The organism is Streptomyces sp. NPDC002788 (assembly GCF_053592115.1).
Map to the genome: position 1 here is coordinate 259,079 of NZ_JBSFVB010000008.1, position 16,835 is coordinate 275,913.

General features: G+C 72.7%; 14 protein-coding genes. 7 read left to right on the plus strand and 7 right to left on the minus strand.

Features of this window, described 5'->3' with window-relative positions; genetic code table 11:
• Positions 1 to 25 precede the first annotated feature (25 nt).
• The 4 genes from ACWD1U_RS17475 to rsmH all read right to left on the minus strand — a co-directional run bounded on the left by ACWD1U_RS17475 (position 26) and on the right by rsmH (position 5,133).
• Positions 26 to 1,546: a UDP-N-acetylmuramoyl-L-alanyl-D-glutamate--2,6-diaminopimelate ligase gene (locus ACWD1U_RS17475; RefSeq protein ID WP_451108360.1), complete on the minus strand. Its 1,521-nt coding sequence runs from the start codon at positions 1,544 to 1,546 to the stop codon at positions 26 to 28.
• Between the two features lie 182 nt (positions 1,547 to 1,728).
• The gene (locus ACWD1U_RS17480) at positions 1,729 to 3,687 is read right to left on the minus strand and encodes a peptidoglycan D,D-transpeptidase FtsI family protein (protein WP_451108362.1); all 1,959 of its coding nucleotides are present in this window, start codon (positions 3,685 to 3,687) and stop codon (positions 1,729 to 1,731) included.
• A gap of 5 nt (positions 3,688 to 3,692) precedes the next feature.
• Entirely contained in the window at positions 3,693 to 4,142 is a 450-nt protein-coding gene (locus ACWD1U_RS17485; RefSeq protein WP_451108364.1) for a hypothetical protein, read from the minus strand.
• 34 nt (positions 4,143 to 4,176) lie between these two features.
• Positions 4,177 to 5,133, minus strand: coding sequence for a 16S rRNA (cytosine(1402)-N(4))-methyltransferase RsmH (gene rsmH, locus ACWD1U_RS17490; protein WP_451108365.1), 957 nt, complete (start codon positions 5,131 to 5,133; stop codon positions 4,177 to 4,179).
• A gap of 438 nt (positions 5,134 to 5,571) precedes the next feature.
• Here rsmH and ACWD1U_RS17495 point away from each other — a divergent pair, with 438 nt between their 5' ends.
• The 5 genes from ACWD1U_RS17495 (at position 5,572) to ACWD1U_RS17515 (ending at position 11,482) form a co-directional block, all read left to right on the plus strand.
• Positions 5,572 to 6,129 carry a beta-class carbonic anhydrase gene (locus ACWD1U_RS17495; RefSeq protein ID WP_451108367.1) on the plus strand — a complete coding sequence of 186 codons (558 nt, stop codon included), beginning with the start codon at positions 5,572 to 5,574 and terminating at the stop codon, positions 6,127 to 6,129.
• A gap of 301 nt (positions 6,130 to 6,430) precedes the next feature.
• A complete protein-coding gene (locus tag ACWD1U_RS17500; protein WP_451108369.1) occupies positions 6,431 to 7,468 on the plus strand; it encodes an AAA family ATPase in 1,038 nt (345 codons plus the stop codon).
• Positions 7,468 to 8,829: a DUF58 domain-containing protein gene (locus ACWD1U_RS17505; RefSeq protein WP_451108370.1), complete on the plus strand. Its 1,362-nt coding sequence runs from the start codon at positions 7,468 to 7,470 to the stop codon at positions 8,827 to 8,829. Before ACWD1U_RS17500 ends, ACWD1U_RS17505 begins: the two co-directional genes overlap by 1 nt.
• Positions 8,829 to 11,219: a transglutaminase TgpA family protein gene (locus ACWD1U_RS17510; protein WP_451108372.1), complete on the plus strand. Its 2,391-nt coding sequence runs from the start codon at positions 8,829 to 8,831 to the stop codon at positions 11,217 to 11,219. Before ACWD1U_RS17505 ends, ACWD1U_RS17510 begins: the two co-directional genes overlap by 1 nt.
• On the plus strand, positions 11,189 to 11,482 hold the full coding sequence (locus ACWD1U_RS17515; protein WP_451108374.1) for a hypothetical protein: 294 nt from the start codon (positions 11,189 to 11,191) through the stop codon (positions 11,480 to 11,482). The genes ACWD1U_RS17510 and ACWD1U_RS17515 overlap by 31 nt, the downstream gene beginning before the upstream one ends.
• 70 nt (positions 11,483 to 11,552) lie before the next feature.
• Here ACWD1U_RS17515 and ACWD1U_RS17520 read toward each other — a convergent pair whose 3' ends face one another.
• The 3 genes from ACWD1U_RS17520 to ACWD1U_RS17530 all read right to left on the minus strand — a co-directional run bounded on the left by ACWD1U_RS17520 (position 11,553) and on the right by ACWD1U_RS17530 (position 13,804).
• A complete protein-coding gene (locus ACWD1U_RS17520) occupies positions 11,553 to 11,954 on the minus strand; it encodes a DUF3040 domain-containing protein (RefSeq protein WP_451108375.1) in 402 nt (133 codons plus the stop codon).
• A 279-nt stretch (positions 11,955 to 12,233) separates the two neighbouring features.
• Positions 12,234 to 13,040 (minus strand): class I SAM-dependent methyltransferase, encoded by an 807-nt coding sequence (locus ACWD1U_RS17525; protein WP_451108377.1) that lies wholly within the window; start codon positions 13,038 to 13,040, stop codon positions 12,234 to 12,236.
• A gap of 200 nt (positions 13,041 to 13,240) precedes the next feature.
• Complete coding sequence (locus ACWD1U_RS17530) at positions 13,241 to 13,804, minus strand: SAV_6107 family HEPN domain-containing protein (protein ID WP_451108379.1); 564 nt, start codon at positions 13,802 to 13,804, stop codon at positions 13,241 to 13,243.
• A gap of 168 nt (positions 13,805 to 13,972) precedes the next feature.
• On the opposite strand from ACWD1U_RS17530, the gene ACWD1U_RS17535 reads away from it, so the two are divergent.
• Both ACWD1U_RS17535 and ACWD1U_RS17540 read left to right on the plus strand, forming a co-directional pair.
• Entirely contained in the window at positions 13,973 to 14,767 is a 795-nt protein-coding gene (locus ACWD1U_RS17535; protein ID WP_451108380.1) for an ATP-binding cassette domain-containing protein, read from the plus strand.
• Positions 14,739 to 16,823 (plus strand): YhgE/Pip family protein, encoded by a 2,085-nt coding sequence (locus ACWD1U_RS17540; RefSeq protein WP_451108381.1) that lies wholly within the window; start codon positions 14,739 to 14,741, stop codon positions 16,821 to 16,823. The genes ACWD1U_RS17535 and ACWD1U_RS17540 overlap by 29 nt, the downstream gene beginning before the upstream one ends.
• Positions 16,824 to 16,835 lie beyond the last annotated feature (12 nt).

The following is a 16,835-nucleotide window of genomic DNA, read 5'->3' on the forward strand; positions in this document are numbered from 1 at the left end:
TTCATCCCCTGGATCTTCTGGATTTTCATCCCTGGGTCTTCTGGATGGCTTCGCGGAGCACCTGGCGGTCGTCGAAGGGACGGACCACCCCGGCGATGTCCTGGCCCTGCTCGTGGCCCTTGCCGGCGACCAGCACGGTGTCGCCGGGTTCGGCGCGGGCGACGGCGGCGGCGATCGCGGCGGCCCGGTCCTCGAAGACCTGCACCTCGCCGCGCTGGTGCGCGGGCACGGACGCCGCGCCCTGGAGCATCGTGGCGAGGATCGCGAGGGGGTCCTCGGAACGGGGGTTGTCGGAGGTCAGTACGGCGGTGTCGGCGAGCCGCGCCGCGGCGGCGCCCATCGGCTCCCGCTTGGTCTTGTCCCGGTCGCCGCCGCAGCCCAGGACGATGTGCAGCCTGCCCTCGGTGACCTTGCGCAGGGCGCGCAGCACGGACTCGACGGCGTCGGTCTTGTGGGCGTAGTCGACGACCGCGAGGTAGGGCTGCCCGGCGTCGACGCGCTCCAGCCGGCCCGGCACGCCGGGGACGGCGGCGACGCCGTCGGCGGCGGCCTGCGGGTCGAGGCCGGCGACGGCGAGGGCGACGATCGCGGCGAGGGTGTTGGCCACGTTGAAGGGCCCCGGCAGCGGCGACTTGGCGCTGATCCGCTCGCCCTTGGGGCCCAGGACGGTGAACGTCGAGTCGAGCCGGCCGATCTCGACGTCCTCGGCGCGCCAGTCGGCGTCGGGGTGGCCCTCGGCGGAGTAGGTGACGACCGGGACGGTGGCCTCGTTGGCCAGCCTCCGACCGTACTCGTCGTCGACGTTGACCACGCCGAGTTTGCCGCGTTCCGGCGTGAACAGCTGTGCCTTGGCCCGGAAGTAGTCCTCCATGTCGGAGTGGAACTCCATGTGTTCCGGGCTGAGGTTGGTGAAGACGCCGATGTCGAAGACGCAGCCGTCGACGCGGCCGAGGACCAGGGCGTGGCTGGAGACCTCCATGGCGACCGCCTCGACGCCGCGTTCGCGCATCACGGCGAAGAGGGCCTGGAGGTCGGTGGCTTCGGGGGTGGTGCGCTCGGACTTGATGCGCTCGTCGCCGATGCGCATCTCGACCGTGCCGATCAGGCCGGTGGACCGGACCGTCCTCAGGCCGCCCTCGACGAGATAGGCGGTCGTGGTCTTGCCGGAGGTGCCGGTGATGCCGATCTGGAGCAGGTCCCGGCCGGGGTGGCCGTAGATCGTGGCGGCCAGCTCGCCCATCCGTGCGCGCGGGTCGTCGACGACCAGGACCGGCAGCCCGGACGCGGCGGCGCGCTCGGCGCCGGTGGGGTCGGTCAGCACGGCGGCCGCCCCGAGGCCCGCGGCCTGCTTGACGAAGTCGGCACCGTGCAGCCGGGCGCCCGGCAGGGCGGCGTACAGGTCGCCGGGACGCACGGCGCGTGAGTCATGGGTGATGCCCGTGGCCTCGGCGGCGCTCTCCGGGGTGGAAGCACCCAGCTGATCGGCGAGTTCCGCGAGGGGTGTGGCGGAGACCTGCACCGGCCTGGGCGGCCCGGGATATGTCACGGGGTGGCCCTTCTGGGTGGTTTGGGACTGATCAGCGTGTGGCACGGCGGTGAGCGTACCGGGCGCACCCGCCTCGGGGCGAAGTGAGGGGCCGGGGCTGCTCTGGTTCCCGGGATCTGGGGTGATCGTCGTCACGAGGTGGTTCCTGGTGGGTTCCGTGCTGACCTGGGGCCTGCGGCCCGTCAGCGCTTGAAGGTGACAGGGAGCTTCGCGGGTGCGGCGCCGGTCGGCGGGACCTGGAGGGACTTCAGTGCGAACTCCATGACCTGCTTGTAGACCGGCCCGCAGATCTGACCGCCGAAGTAGCTGCCCCGGGTGGCGTTCTGGATGGCGCAGTAGACGGTGATGCGGGGCTTGTCGGCGGGCGCGAACCCGGCGAACGACGAGGTGTAGCCGCGGTACTTGCCGGTGGCCGGATCCACGCGGTTGGCCGTGCCGGTCTTGCCCGCGACACGGTAGCCGGGGATGCGCGCCTTGGTGCCGGTGCCCTCCTCGTCGTCCACGACGGACTCCAGCATCCGGGCGAGGGTCTTCGCCGTCCTGGCGCTGACGACCCGTGTCTTCTCGGGCTTCGGGGCGGGTGTGTAGCGCCCGTCGGGGCCCTTCGTGCCGCGGACGAGGGTGGGTTCGACGCGGACGCCGCCGTTGGCGATGGTCGAGTACACGGACGCCGCCTGCATGGCGTTGATGGACACGCCCTGGCCGAAAGGGATCGTGTACTGCTGCGAGGTCGACCACTTGTCGGGCGGGGCGAGGATGCCCGGGGTCTCGCCGGGGAAACCGAGGCCGGTGTAGTGGCCGAGGCCGAACTTGCGCAGGTAGTCGTAGAGGACCTTGTTGGCCTGGGTCTGGGTCTTGCCGAGCTGGCCGGTGGCGAGGATGGTGCCGATGTTGCTGGACTTGGCGAGGACGCCGTTGAGCGTCAGGTACCAGGTCGGGTGGTCGACGTCGTCCTTGAAGAGCCGGTCGCCGCGGTGCAGCCGGTTGGGCACGACGACGTGGGTCGCCGGGGTGGCGGCGCCCTCCTCCAGGACGGCGGCCATCGACATGACCTTGGCCGTGGAGCCGGGCTCGAAGGCATCCTGGAGGGCCGCGTTGCCGAGGGCGGCCGGGTCGGCGTCGGACAGGTCGTTCGGGTCGAAGCCGGGCGAGTTGGCCATGGCCAGGATCTGACCGGTGCGAGTGTCCTGGACGATGACGTAGCCGCGGTCGGCCGCCGACTCCTTGACCTGGTCGGTGATGGCCTTCTGGGCGGCCCACTGGATGTCGCGGTCGATGGTGAGCTCGACGTCGCTGCCGGGGACGGCGGGAGTCTCGGTGGAGCCCGCGGTGGGGACGAGACGGCCGCCGGACTGGGCGTAGCGGATCTTGCCGTCCTTGCCGGCCAGCTGCTTGTTCAGCTGCAGCTCGATACCGCCTCCGGGCTTGCCCTCCGCGTTGACCCAGCCCAGTATCCCGGCGGCGAGGTCGCCGTTGGGGTAGACCCGCTTGCTGGTGGCCACGGAGAAGACGCCTGCGAGGACGTTGTGCGCGGACCTGTCCGTCTCCGCCTTCTTGGCGAGCGCGGTCTTCAGGTCCTTGATCTGCTTCCAGACCTGCGGGGTCTGGCGGGAGGCCAGCTTGACGTAGCGCAGGGCCTTGTTCTTCGGCCGCAGCTTCTCGACCAGCGTCTGCTGGTCCTGGCCGATGATCGGTGCGAGGAGGGCCGCCGCCTGCTCGGGCCCGTCGCCGATCTTCAGGTGGTCCGGGGCGAACATCGTGGGGTCGGCCGTGATGTCGTAGGCGTCCTCGCTGGTCGCGAGCGCCACACCGGAGCGGTCGGTGACCTCGCCGCGGTCGGCGGCCAGCACCTGCCCGACATAGCGGTTCTGCTCGGCCTTGGCGGCGTACGTGCTCGCGTCGACGGCCTGCACCTGGAACAGCCGTACGACGAAGGCGGCCAGGACCAGGGTCAGCGCGAGCCCGACCAGACGCAGCCGGGGGCGCGGGCTGCCCAACCGGAGCTGCTTGGGCGCCACCGGGCGGCCCGGTCCCGGCCGCCGGGCCGGACGGGCTCCGGGGCCGGGACGGCGCCTAGCGTCGGGGCGGGCGGCCCTCGCGGGGCCGGGCACGCGGCGGCGCGGCGGTTCCCTGTCGGACACTTCCGTCACCTGCCGGGGTTCGGTGTGGGGCCGTCGGTCATGGCCTCGGGGGCGAGGACCGGGGGGAGGTCGGTGGCGCTCCGCCGGACGCCGGAGGCGGGGGCGGGGACGCCCTTGACCGTGCCGTCGGGGCTGAGGAAGACGGGGTCGCCGCCGGGGACCATGCCGAGCTCGCGGGCGCGGCGCTGGAGGGCCTCGGGGGCGGAGTAGGCGTCGATGTCCCGCTGGAGGGCCTGCTCCTCGTCGGTGAGGTTCTTGGTCCCGCGCTGCAGGTCGTCGAGCTTGAACGCGCCTTCGCTGAGGGCGGAGTTCAGCACCAGGAGGCCGAGGAGACCGCCGCCGAGGAGGAGGACGACCAGGAGGACGAAGGGCGTGCGGGCCGCCTGGCCGGGGCCGGTCGGGAAGAGCCGCGCGAGACGGGCCGCCCTCCCCCTGAGTTCGGGTTTGCTGCTCACTCACGCTCCTCGGTCCGGGACGGCCAGCCGTGGCTCACTCGACGTCCTCCCTGATGCGCTGGGCCCCGCGCAGCCGCGCCGGTGCCGCTCGTCGGTTCTCGGCGATCTCCTCCTCGGTGGGGAGTTCGGCACCGCGGGTGAGCAGCTTGAGCCGCGGCTGGTAGCGCTCGGGCACGACGGGCAGCCCGGGCGGCGCGGTGGTGGCCGCGCCGGCCGCGAACACCTGCTTGACCAGCCGGTCCTCCAGCGAGTGATACGACAGCACCGCGATCCGCCCGCCCACGTCGAGGGCCTTCACGGCGGCCGGGATCGCCCGCTCCAGGACGGTCAGCTCGCCGTTGACCTCGATACGCAGGGCCTGGAAGGTGCGCTTGGCCGGGTTGCCGCCGGTGCGCTTGGCGGCCTGCGGCAGGGCGTCCCGGATCAGCTCGACGAGCCGCGCGCTGGTGCTGAACGGCTCCTTCTCGCGCTCGCGCACGATCGCGGCGACGATCCGCTTGGCCTGCTTCTCCTCGCCGTACGCCCGCAGGATGCGCACGAGTTCGCCGGGCGGGTAGGTGTTGAGGACCTCGGCGGCGCTCACGCCGGTCGTCTGGTCCATGCGCATGTCGAGCGGCGCGTCCTGGGCGTACGCGAAACCGCGGTCGGCCTCGTCGAGCTGCATGGAGGAGACGCCCAGGTCGAACAGGACGCCCTGCACGCGCGCGATGCCGAGCCGGTCGAGCACCTCGGGGAGTTCGTCGTAGACGGCGTGGACGAGGGTGACGCGCTCGCCGTGGGGCGCGAGGCGCTCGCCGGACAGGCGCAGGGCCTCCTTGTCGCGGTCGAGGGCGACGAGGCGGACGCCGGGGAACCTCTCGAGCAGGGCCTCGCTGTGGCCGCCGAGGCCGAGGGTGCAGTCGACGACCACGCCGTCCGGGTCCTCCAGCACGGGCGCCAGCAGATCCAGGCACCGCTGGAGCATCACCGGGACGTGTCGACTCTGACTCAAGGGGCCCTCTCAGATCCGGCGCGGCCGTACGCACCGCCGGGTCCCCGCCCCCCCTCAGCTTCACTGGGGGGACCCCCGGTGAAGGGGAGGCCCGCCGGCGCCGGAAGCGTCAGCCGACCGGGAGCGGGAGAAGGCCGAGCCGTACGTACGCGCCGCGCACGCGGGGAGATCTCCGGTCGTCGCCGGGGTCTCCGAGGTGATTCAGTCAGCGGGGGGAGTCTCGCCTCCCGCTCCGCGTCACTTTAGTCCACGGCGACTCCCGGTCAATCAACCGGCCTGCGCGTCGTGGCCGTCGGCGCCGCGGACGCGGCGGGGCGCGCGAAATCACTCGCACGGAGACAGGGGCGCCACCCATGTGGGTTACCTCACAACGGCGCCGGGCTGACATTTTTTGTCCACTCTCACAAGAGGCTCGGAAGGGGTGTGGCCAGTAACGTCATGGCTATGACGACTTCTGCATCGGTTTCCACAGGTTCGGAGAGCGCCACCGTCGGTGGCGGCACGGTCACCGACCGTCTCGTCGAGGCGAACGCCCGGTACGCCGCCTCCTTCGCCAACCCCGGGATGGACGCCCGCCCCGTCCTGCAGGTCGCCGTCGTGGCCTGCATGGACGCGCGTCTCGACGTGCACGCGGCACTCGGCCTGGAGCTGGGCGACTGCCACACCATCCGCAACGCGGGCGGCGTCGTCACCGACGACGTGATCCGCTCCCTCACCATCAGCCAGCGCAAGCTGGGGACGCGCAGCGTGGTTCTCATCCATCACACCGGCTGCGGCCTGGAGAGCCTCACCGAGGACTTCCGCAACGAACTGGAGGCCGAGGTCGGCCAGCGCCCGGCGTGGGCGGTGGAGTCCTTCCGGGACGTCGACCAGGACGTACGGCAGTCGATGCAGCGGGTGCGCACCTCGCCGTTCGTGCCGCACACCGACGATGTGCGCGGATTCGTCTTCGACGTGAAGACCGGATTGCTGCGCGAGGTCGATCCGGCCTCCTGACCCGGGCTTGCGGCCTGGGCGCCGCAGGAAGCCCGCTCCGGAATCCCGCCTGCCACAGCTGTCGAAAGCCTGTCAGTCACATGTTCGAATGGTCGTAAGACCGACATATCGCGGCCAGTTGTCCACAGTCGAGTGACACGAATCGGTAACGGCAGCAAGAATGCGGGAGTGGCGTCGCGCGAACCTTTCCCGCGTGGTGCCCGTGGTTCGGGGTGGGCCGGCCTGCGTCATGCGGCGTCGGCCCGGGAAATTGGGGTATCCCCTGCTCCCTGGGAGCAGGGGAAAGGCCGAGGAGGGCCGGGTGACGACCTATGACGATCGAGCGAGCCTCACTGATCTGACCGCCGTGGTGGAGCGCGTGCGGGATTCGGTGGAAGGCGTGATCGAGGGCAAGCCCGAGGTCGTACGGCTCTCGCTGACCGTACTGCTCGCCGAGGGACATCTGCTGATCGAGGATGTCCCGGGTGTCGGCAAGACGATGCTGGCCAAGGCGCTGGCGCGGTCCATCGACTGCTCGGTGCGACGGATCCAGTTCACGCCCGACCTGCTGCCGTCGGACATCACCGGGGTGTCCATCTGGGACCAGCAGCGGCGCGACTTCGAGTTCAAGCCGGGCGCGATCTTCGCGCAGGTGGTGATCGGCGACGAGATCAACCGCGCCTCCCCCAAGACCCAGTCCGCGCTCCTGGAGTCCATGGAGGAGCGCCAGGTCACCATCGACGGCCAGACCTACGAGCTGCCCAGCCCCTTCATGGTGGTGGCGACGCAGAACCCGGTCGAGATGGAAGGCACCTACCCGCTGCCGGAGGCCCAGCGCGACCGCTTCATGGCCCGGGTCTCGGTCGGCTACCCCAGCGCGGAGGCCGAACTGCAGATGCTGGACGTGCACGGCGGCGTCTCACCGCTGGAGGACCTCCAGCCCGTGGCCCACGCGCACGAGATCCTCAAGCTGATCGAGGCGGTGCGCGGCGTGCACGTGGCCGAGCCGGTCCGGCGCTACGTGGTCGACCTGGTCGGCGCCACGCGCACCCACCCCGATCTGAGACTGGGTGCCTCCCCGCGCGCGACGCTGCATCTGCTGCGCGCGGCGAAGGCGTCCGCGGCCCTCAGCGGCCGGGAGTACGCGCTGCCGGACGACGTGCAGGCCCTCGCCGTCGCCGTCCTGGCCCACCGCCTGCTGCCCACCGCCCAGGCCCAGCTCAACCGACGCACGGCCGAACAGGTCGTCGAGGACATCCTGCAGCGCACCCCGGTGCCGTCGGCGCCGCAGCACAATGGCTTCGGCGCCGTGGGCCGGACCGCGCCGGCGTACCCCTCGCACCCGCCGCGGAGGCTGTGATGACCACCGCGGGGGCGGGGCAGACGGAGGCCGACCGGGGCGAGAAGGGCGGCATCCGCACCGCCCTGGCCGGTCTGACCACCCGCGGACGCTCCTTCCTGGCCGCCGGCGTCGCGGCCGCGGTCTGCAGTTACGTGCTCGGTCAGAGCGACCTGCTGCGCGTGGGCCTGCTGCTGGCCGTACTGCCGCTGGTGTGCGCGGCGGTGCTGTACCGCACGCGCTACCGGGTCGCGGGCAGCCGCCGCCTCTCCCCCGCGCGCGTGCCCGCCGGCAGCGAGGCGCGGGTCCATCTGCGGATGGACAACGTCTCGCGGCTGCCCACGGGCCTGCTGATGCTCCAGGACCGGGTGCCGTACGTGCTCGGCCCCCGGCCCCGCTTCGTGCTCGACCGGGTCGAGGCGGGAGGCCGGCGCGAGGTGTCCTACCGGGTCCGCTCCGACCTGCGCGGCCGCTACCCGCTGGGGCCGCTCCAACTGCGCCTGACCGACCCGTTCGGCATGTGCGAGCTGACCCGGTCCTTCTCGACGCACGAGACCCTGACGGTGATCCCGCGGGTGGAGCCGCTGGCGCCGGTGCGCCTGAGCGGCGAGGCGAGGGGGTACGGCGACGGGCGGCAGCGTTCGCTCGCGCTGGCCGGCGAGGACGACGTGATCCCGCGCGGATACCGCTACGGCGACGACCTGCGCCGGGTGCACTGGCGCTCCACGGCCCGGTACGGCGAGCTGATGGTGCGCCGCGAGGAGCAGCCGCAGCGCGCCCGCTGCACGGTGCTGCTCGACACCCGGGGCACCGCCTACCGGGGCGCGGGCCCCGACTCGGCCTTCGAGTGGGCCGTGGCGGGCGCCGCGTCCGTGCTGGTGCACATGCTCGAACGGGGCTTCTCGGTACGGCTTTTGACGGACACCGGCAACGCGGTGCCCGGTGAGGGCGGTGACGGCTTCGCCGGCGCGAGCCAGGAGTCGGCGGACGCGGCCGGGCTGATGATGGACACCCTTGCGGTGATCGACCACTCCGACGGTGCCGGCCTGTCCCCGGCCTACGACGTGCTGCGCGGCGGGAACGAGGGGCTGCTGGTGGCCTTCCTCGGTGATCTGGACGAGGAACAGGCCGCCGTTTTGGGCAGGATGCGGCAGCGCAGCCCGGGCGCGGTCGCCTTCGTGCTGGACAGTGCCACCTGGACGCGGGAACCGAGCGACGTGCCGGGCCCGTTGGACACAAGCGGGGAGCGGCTGCGCATGCTGCGCGAGGCGGGCTGGACGGCCCTGGGCGTGCCGCGGGGCGCCTCCGTGGACGAGCTGTGGCGGCAGGCCGACCGGGAGCGCCGGGGCTTGGCCGCCGCGAGCGGCGGGGAGGGGCCGTGATGAGCGGGCGGGTACGACTGACGCTGGGCGCGTGGGCGGCCACGCTGATGGCCGCGTGCGCCCTGCTGCCCCTCGTCAAGCCGGCCACCTGGATCGTGCAGACGGCGTTCCTGCTGGCCGTGCAGGCGGGCGCGGGTGCCGCGGCCCGCAGGGTGCCGCTGGCCAGGCCGCTCACGGTGGCGGTGCAGGCCGTGGTCACGGTCGTGCTGCTGACCTTCCTGTTCGCCCGCGAGCAGGCCATCGTCGGGCTGATACCCGGGCCGCAGGCCTTCGACCGGTTCGCGTTCCTTCTCCAGCAAGGCGGCGACGACATCGCGCGGTACGCGATCCCGGCACCCCTGGGGTCCGACGGCATCCGGCTGATACTCATCGGCGGAGTGCTGGTCGTCGGGCTGCTGGTGGACGCCCTCGCGGTGACCTTCCGCAGCGCCGCCCCGGCCGGGCTGCCGCTGCTGGCTCTGTACTCGGTGGCCGCGGGACTGTCCGACGGCACGGACTGGCTGTGGTTCGTGGTGGCGGCGGCCGGCTATCTGATGCTGCTGCTGGCCGAGGGCCGGGACCGGGTCTCCCAGTGGGGCCGGGTCTTCGGCGGCGGCCGGCCCGCGGCCGGAGGGGAGCCGAGCGGCGCGGCCGCCCCGGTCCGCACCGGCCGGCGCATAGGCGTGGTGGCGCTGGGCATCGCCCTCGTGGTGCCGCTCGGCCTGCCCGCGATGAACGGCGGCCTGCTGAGCTCCGTGGGAGCGGGCGCGGGCGGCGGCACGGGCGGCGGCGGCACGATCTCCGCCGTGAACCCTCTGGTGTCGCTGCGGGACAACCTGAACGCGGACGAGGACCGGCAGGTCCTGTCCGTGCGGACCAAGATGCCGGACGTCTCCGACCTGTACCTGCGGATCGTGTCCCTGGACGACTTCGACGGCACCACGTGGAAGCCGTCCCGCCGGTCGATCACCGCCGTCCCCGACGGCACCTTCCCGACGCCGGCCGGCCTCGGCCCCGATGTGAAGCGCACGGAGGTCGACACCACGATCTCGGCGGCCGACTGGTACGCCCAGGACTGGCTGCCCATGCCGTACCCGCCGAGCGGCGTGCGGATCAGTGGCAACTGGCGCTACGAGCCCGTGGGCATGACGCTGGTCGGCGACCACGGACAGAACACACGCGGACTGACGTACCAGGTCAAGAGCCTGGACGTGCAGCCGACAGCCAAGCAGCTGGCCTCGGCAGGGCCGCCGCCCGCGGACGTCCTGCGCGACTTCACCGAGCTGCCCGACTCACTGCCGTCGGTGGTGTCCCGCACCGCCCGCCAGGTCACCGCGGGCGCGGCCGACCCGTACGACCAGGCGGTCAAGCTGCAGGACTGGTTCGCCGTGACCGGCGGCTTCGAGTACGACACGCAGGTACAGGTCGGCAGCGGCTCGCAGGCGATCGCCCGCTTCCTCAAGGACAAGCAGGGCTTCTGCGTGCACTTCTCGTTCGCGATGGCGGCGATGGCCCGTTCCCTGGGCATACCGGCCCGGGTCGCGGTGGGCTTCGCGCCGGGTTCGCAGCAGGCGGACGGCTCGGTGTCGGTGGGGCTGCGGGACGCGCACGCCTGGCCCGAGCTGTACTTCGAGGGTGTGGGATGGACGCGCTTCGAGCCGACTCCGAGTCGCGGCTCGATGCCGTCCTACACCCTGCCGGACACCCCCGACAGCTCGGTGCCGGAGGCGTCCCGCCCGTCGCAGTCGGCGTCCGCCGCGCCGTCCGCGGCGCCCTCGCGGAGCGAGAGCTGCACGCCGGAGCAGAAGAAGCTGGACGGCGGGTGCGCGAGCGAGTCCCCGCAGGCTGCGCTGCCCACGGACGACGACGGCCCGAAGTGGTACGCGCTCCTTGGCTGGGCGCTGGCCGGTCTCGCCGCCCTGGCGCTGCCTCTGGCACCGATGCTGTGGCGGCTGCGGACCCGCACGGTCCGGCTCGGGGCGCACGGCCGCAGTGAGGCGGACGCGGCGCTGCACACCCTGGCCGTCTGGCAGGAGCTGACCGACACGGCGTGGGACTTCGGCATCGCGCCGGACGAGTCCCGGACCCCGCGCAAGGCTGCCGCCCGCATCGTCCGGCTGGGCGACCTCGACGCGACGGCGGCGGCCTCGGTGCACCGGGTGGCGAACGCGGTGGAGCAGGTCCTCTACGCACCCCACCCCCGCCCGACGGCAGGCCTCACGGAGGACGTCCGCCGTGCGGCAGCGGGTCTCAGCGCCGGGGCCGGCCGCACCACCGGACTGCGAGCACTCCTCGTCCCCCGCTCCACCGTGCGTGTGGTGTGGGCGGCGTCGGCGTGGTGGTCGGGGGTGCGGGAGCGGGCCCTGGCACTGCGGCCGACATGGCGGAAGACGTCGGGACAGCAGAGCTGAGTGAGGCCGGTACGGCCCGGGCCGGTCGGACGGGGTTGCGTCCGACCGGCCTTGCCGCGTCCGGCTCCGGCTGGTCGGAGCGGGCCGTCGTGCGGGCCGTCGTCCCGCCGATGCCCGTGCTGCCGCCCTGCGGTGCCCGTGCTGCCGCCCTGCCCCGGGTGCCCGCGCTCGCCGGCGGCGGGCACGGCCAGGACCAGGTGCGCCCCACGGCGTCGGCAGGGATGCGTCAGGGGGTGACCACCGACTCGGTGGTCACCCCCTGACGGACGGTGTAGTCCTGGAGAGGCTGCGGGAGGGGCTAATGGCCGTCCTGCTCGTCGCGAGCGGGAGGGGCTAATGGCCGCCCTGCTCGTCGCGGCGCTTCTGCCAGCGCTGTTCGATGCGGTCCATCATGGAGCGCCGCTGTCGGGCCTGACGACGGGCCTGCGGCCCTCCGGCGGCACCGGCGGCCTGTTCGCCCGGCTTGGGGGCCTTGCGCCAGCCGGTCACTGCGAGCACCGCACAGCCCAGCATGACGAGGAAGCCCACGACGCTGAGCCAGACCTGCTTGGCGACCATACCGGCCATGAGGAGCGCAATACCTACGAGGAAGCCCGCGACCGCCTGGTAGACCCGCCGCCGGGTGTACGTACGCAGCCCGCTTCCCTCGAGCGCCGACGCGAACTTGGGATCTTCGGCGTACAGCGCTCGCTCCATCTGCTCGAGCATGCGCTGCTCGTGCTCCGAGAGCGGCACGGAGTCCTCCTCATCGTGCAGTCGCCGGGGGCGACCCGGGGGGTCTCTTCAGGATAGGCAGGGAATCGCCCCCGTGAAACCCGCCCCTCTGCGCCAATTGGCCAACCGGCACCCGCCATGGACGTCCGGCTCGCTGAGGCTTCCATTCCCCGGCGGCCGACCCGTCATGCCGGAACGGTCTCCCTCGATCATACGGCGCGAAGCCCCCATTCGGGTGGCCTGTGGCGTACTCCATGCACAGTCAAGCCGCTGATCAGCGGCCGTGCCTCACGAGGCGGCTCAGTTCCCGGCAGTCCCGCCGGTCTCGCCGACCCCACCGGCTTCACCGGTCCCGCCGGTCTCACCCAGCACATGGAGCTGCGTGGCCACCGAGCGGAAGGCCGGGAGCTCGGCCGCGGCCTCCTCCAACTTCAGCAGCGCCTCCTGCGCTCCGGGCTCGGTGTCCACGAGGACGCCGGGCACGAGGTCGGCGAAGACCCGCACGCCGTGCACGGCCCCGACCCGGAGGCCCGCGCCCTCGACCAGTTCCGTGAGCTGCTCGGCGGTGAAGCGGCGCGGCACGGGGTCACCCGAGCCCCATCGTCCGTTCGGGTCGGCGAGCGCCTGCCGGGCCTCCTTGAAGTGCCCCGCGAGGGCCCGTGCGAGCACGGCACCGCCGACACCGGCGGCAAGCAGGCTGAGGACACCCTCCGAGCGCAGGGCGGCCACCGCGTTGCGGACACCCTCGGCCGGGTCGTCCACGTACTCCAGGACGCCGTGGCACAGCACCACGTCGTAACCGCCGCGCTCGGCCACGTCGAAGAGGCCGTGGGCGTCGCCCTGCACGCCCTTCACCCGGTCGGCGACATCGGCCTCGGCGGCGCGGCGCTCCAGGGCGAACAGCGCGTTCGGGCTGGGGTCGACGACCGTGACCCGGTGGCCGAGGCGGGCGGCGGGCACGGCGAAATTGCCGCTGCCGCCTCCGGTGTCGAGGACGTCCAGCGACTCCCGGCCCGTGGCCTTGACCCGGCGTTCCAGGGCGTCCTGGAGGACCTCCCAGACCACGGCGGTACGGAGTGAGGCGCGGGGGCGCATCGGGTCCGACACGGCAGTTGACTCCTCGGCGCGGCACCGCCTCTTGCACGGCGGCGCGAACGGGGTGTCTTCCCCGGCCCCGGCTTTGGGGAGGGAAGACTTCAGGCGTCCCCCACCCTATTGCCTCGACCGCGGCGGTCGGCATGACCGGCCCCGGTACGGCCGGAGGGCACCGCACGGACCCGGACCGCCGGCCCCAGGTCGGCATTCGATCAGCCCGCGTCCGGCATGTCCCTCCCCGCGCCCGGCCTCTCCGGCCGGTCCTGGTCCGGCCGGGGCTGCGGGAGCACCGGCTGGAGGACCAGCATGCGCTCGACGAGGCGGAGGAACATCGCCACGTCCCGTATCAGGTCGTCGGCGTCCCTGCCGGTGGCCGCGCCCCGGATGCCCGCCTCGGCGCGGGCGCGGCGCCGGGCGCCGGAGGCGAAGAGCGCGCTCCACTCGGTCAGTTCGGGCGCGATCTCGGGGAGCACTTCCCAGGCGCTCCGGATCTTGGCCCGGCCGCGGGGCGAGGTCTCCGGCCGCCCGCGGGCGGCGAGCACGGCTGCGGCGGTGCGCAGGGCGGCGAGGTGGGCCGTCGCGTAGCGCTCGTTCGGTGTCTCCAGAACGGTGGCCTCGTCGAGCCCCGAGCGCGCCTGGGCGAGCAGGTCGAGGGCCGCGGGCGGGGCCGCGGCCCGGCGCAGCACGGGGTGGACGTCGCTCGCAGGGCCGGTCAGTGAGGGGGCAGGGCCGGTGGCGCGGCGCCGGCGGGCGGCTGCTGCGGGGTGGCTGGCCATGACGAACCTCCTGTCGTCTGTGTGACGGCACGTCCGTTACGGAGTGGCCGTATGTGACCCATCGTGAGGTATGGCACTGACAATCCGATCTGACCTGCGGTTTTGCCTCGCTCGTAGGTTCGGAGTAGTTTTTGTACTGACCAGTCAGTTCAAATTCAGGGGAGTCTCGTGGGGGAACAGACGGGAGGAGTGCGGATCGCCGCCGAGGGCCTCGGGATCAAGGGGCCGCGGGGGTGGGCGGTCCGCGGGATCTCCGTCGACGCCGAGCCGGGATCGCTCGTAGCGGTCGAGGGCCCGTCCGGGTCCGGCCGTACGTGCCTGCTGCTCGCGCTGACGGGGCGGATGAAGGTCACGGAGGGCACCGCCGTCGTGGGCGACGCCCGACTGCCGAAGCAGCTGTCGGCGGTGCGCCGCTTCAGCGCGCCGGCGCATGTCCCGGGGGTCACCGACCTCGACCCGGCGCTGACCGTGGGCGAGCACCTGCGGGAACGGGCGCTGCTCCAGCGGCGGTTCGGCGACTCCCTGCGCGGACTGCTGCGCCCCCGGAGCGAGCGGGCCGCCGAGTGGGGGCAGCGCGTCGACGAGGTACTGGAAGCAACCGGCCTGGACCTGGGGAAGCTGCCCAAGGGGTCCCGCACGGCCGTACGCGATCTGGAGCGCCTGGAGGCGCTGCGGCTGTCCATCGCTCTCGCGCTCCTCGGCCGGCCGCGGCTGCTCGGCGTCGACGACACCGACCTCAAGCTCTCGGACGGCGAGCGGGCGGAGGCCTGGGACCTGCTCAGGTCCCTAGCGGACGCCGGGACGACGGTGGTGGCGGTGTGCAGCGAGGCACCGGAGGGAGCCGTCCGGCTGTCCACACACGCGGACCAGGACAGCGAGGACGACCGGCAGGACGCCGAGGACGACACGGCAGACCGGGGAGAGGAGAAGGCCGATGCGCTCGCCGAGACTGGCCGCGCTTGAGCTCCGCCGCTTCGGCCGCGGGAAGCTGCCGCGCGCCGCGCTGGTCGCGCTGCTGGTGCTGCCGCTGCTGTACGGCGCGCTGTACCTGTGGTCGTTCTGGGACCCGTACGGCCGTCTGGACCGCGTCCCCGTGGCGCTCGTCAACGACGACAAGGGCGCCACCGCCGACGGGAAGAGGATCACGGCGGGCGACGACATCACCGAGCGCCTGCGCGACAGCAAGACCTTCGACTGGCGGGAGGTGAGCGCCGCAGAGGCCCGAAAGGGCGTCGAGAACGGCACCTACTACCTGTCGCTCACACTGCCCACCGACTTCAGCGAGCGCATCGCCTCCAGCTCGGGCAAGTCCCCGGAGACCGGCGCCCTGCAGGTCCGCACGAACGACGCGAACAACTACATCGTCGGGCAGATCTCCCGGACGGTCTTCGGCGAGGTGCGGCAGGCGGCGTCCACGAAGACGTCGCGGTCCTTCCTGGACAAGATCTTCGTGTCGTTCTCCGACATCCACGGCAAGACCGTGAAGGCGGCGGAGGGCGCCGACGAGCTCAAGGGCGGCATCGGCAAGGCCGAGAAGGGCTCCAAGGACCTCGCCCACGGCCTGCAGGACGCCAAGGACGGCAGCGGCGAGCTGTCCGAGGCCCTGAGGAAGCTCACCAAGGGCGCGGGCGCCCTGGAGGACGGCTCCAAGGGGGTCGCGGACGGCACGCAGAAGCTCGCCGACAGGGTCAACGGCACCGCCGGCAAGGTCCGCCCCTTCCTCAAGGGCAACGAGAAGAACATCGGCGACACGGCCCAGCTGGTGGCCGACTCCTCCGGGGTGATCCGCGAGCACCTGGACGCCCTGGTGAAGACGGCCCCGACCGCCGCCGAGGGCGCCCGCGCGGCGTCCGGCGCGCTGACCGACGTCCACGCCAGGCGCTGCGAGGACCCCGTCCTGCCCGACGCGGCCTGCTCGGACCTGAAGAAGGCCAAGGACGCGGCCGCCGACGTGACCCTCATCGCGGACGACCTCAACACGCTGATCGCGGACCAGAAGGGCGACCTGGACAAGCTCGACAAGAACCTCGCCACCCTGCAGAAGCAGTCCCAGGCCCTCGCCGACCGCGCGCCGCACCTCTCCGAGGACCTCGACGACGCGGTCAGGAAGATCAACAAGCTGAACGACGGGGCGGCCAAGGTGGCCGCGGGCGCGAAGACGCTGCACCAGGGGCTAGGCAAGGCGAAGACCGGTTCCGTCGACCTGGACAAGGGGGTGGGCGAGCTGAAGACGGGCGCTGACGACCTCAACGGCGGCATCTTCAAGCTCGTCGGCGGCTCCGGGAAGCTCGCCGGCGGCCTGCACGACGGGGCGGAGCGGATCCCCGACTACGACGAGCAGGACCGCGACCGGCGCACGGAGGTCATGGCCGACCCCGTGCGGCTCGCCTCCCAGGACCTGCACAAGGCGCCCAACTACGGCACCGGGTTCGCCCCGTACTTCATCCCGCTGTCCCTGTGGGTGGGCGCGATGGTGGCCTACATGCTGATCACGCCGATGAACCGGCGAGCCCTCGCCGCGGGCGCCCCGGCATGGCGGATCGCGCTGGCGGGCTGGCTGCCGGTGGTGGCGATCGGGGTGCTGCAGACGGTGGCCCTGATGTCGGTGCTGCACTGGGCGGTCGGACTGGAGATGGCGCGGGCGGCCGGGACGGTGGCCTTCCTGTTCCTGGTGACGGCGTGCTTCGCCGCGATCGTGCAGTGGCTGAACGCGCGCTTCGGGGCGGCGGGCCGGATCCTCGTCCTCGGCCTGCTGATGCTCCAGCTGACCTCGGCGGGTGGCACGTACCCCGTGCAGACCAGCCCCGCCTTCTTCAACGCGCTGCACCCCTACCTGCCGATGAGCTACGTCGTCGAGGCTCTGCGCAGGCTCATCACCGGCGGTGGTCTCGAACCGGTGTGGCAGGCGTGCGTGGTGCTGACGGCGTTCACCGCCGGTGCCCTCGCGCTGACCGCCGTGGCGGCCCGCCGGCGCCAGGTGTGGACACTGGACCGGCTGCACCCGGAGCTGACCCTGTGAGCCCTTCGGTGA

Excerpts from the sequence above, each read along its gene's own strand:
- ACWD1U_RS17495 (WP_451108367.1), top strand. The coding sequence starts at position 5,572 with ATGGCTATGACGACTTCTGCATCGGTTTCCACAGGTTCGGAGAGCGCC.
- ACWD1U_RS17505 (WP_451108370.1), top strand. The coding sequence starts at position 7,468 with ATGACCACCGCGGGGGCGGGGCAGACGGAGGCCGACCGGGGCGAGAAG.
- ACWD1U_RS17510 (WP_451108372.1), top strand. The coding sequence starts at position 8,829 with ATGAGCGGGCGGGTACGACTGACGCTGGGCGCGTGGGCGGCCACGCTG.
- ACWD1U_RS17515 (WP_451108374.1), top strand. The coding sequence starts at position 11,189 with ATGGCGGAAGACGTCGGGACAGCAGAGCTGAGTGAGGCCGGTACGGCC.
- ACWD1U_RS17530 (WP_451108379.1), bottom strand. The coding sequence starts at position 13,804 with ATGGCCAGCCACCCCGCAGCAGCCGCCCGCCGGCGCCGCGCCACCGGC.
- ACWD1U_RS17540 (WP_451108381.1), top strand. The coding sequence starts at position 14,739 with ATGCGCTCGCCGAGACTGGCCGCGCTTGAGCTCCGCCGCTTCGGCCGC.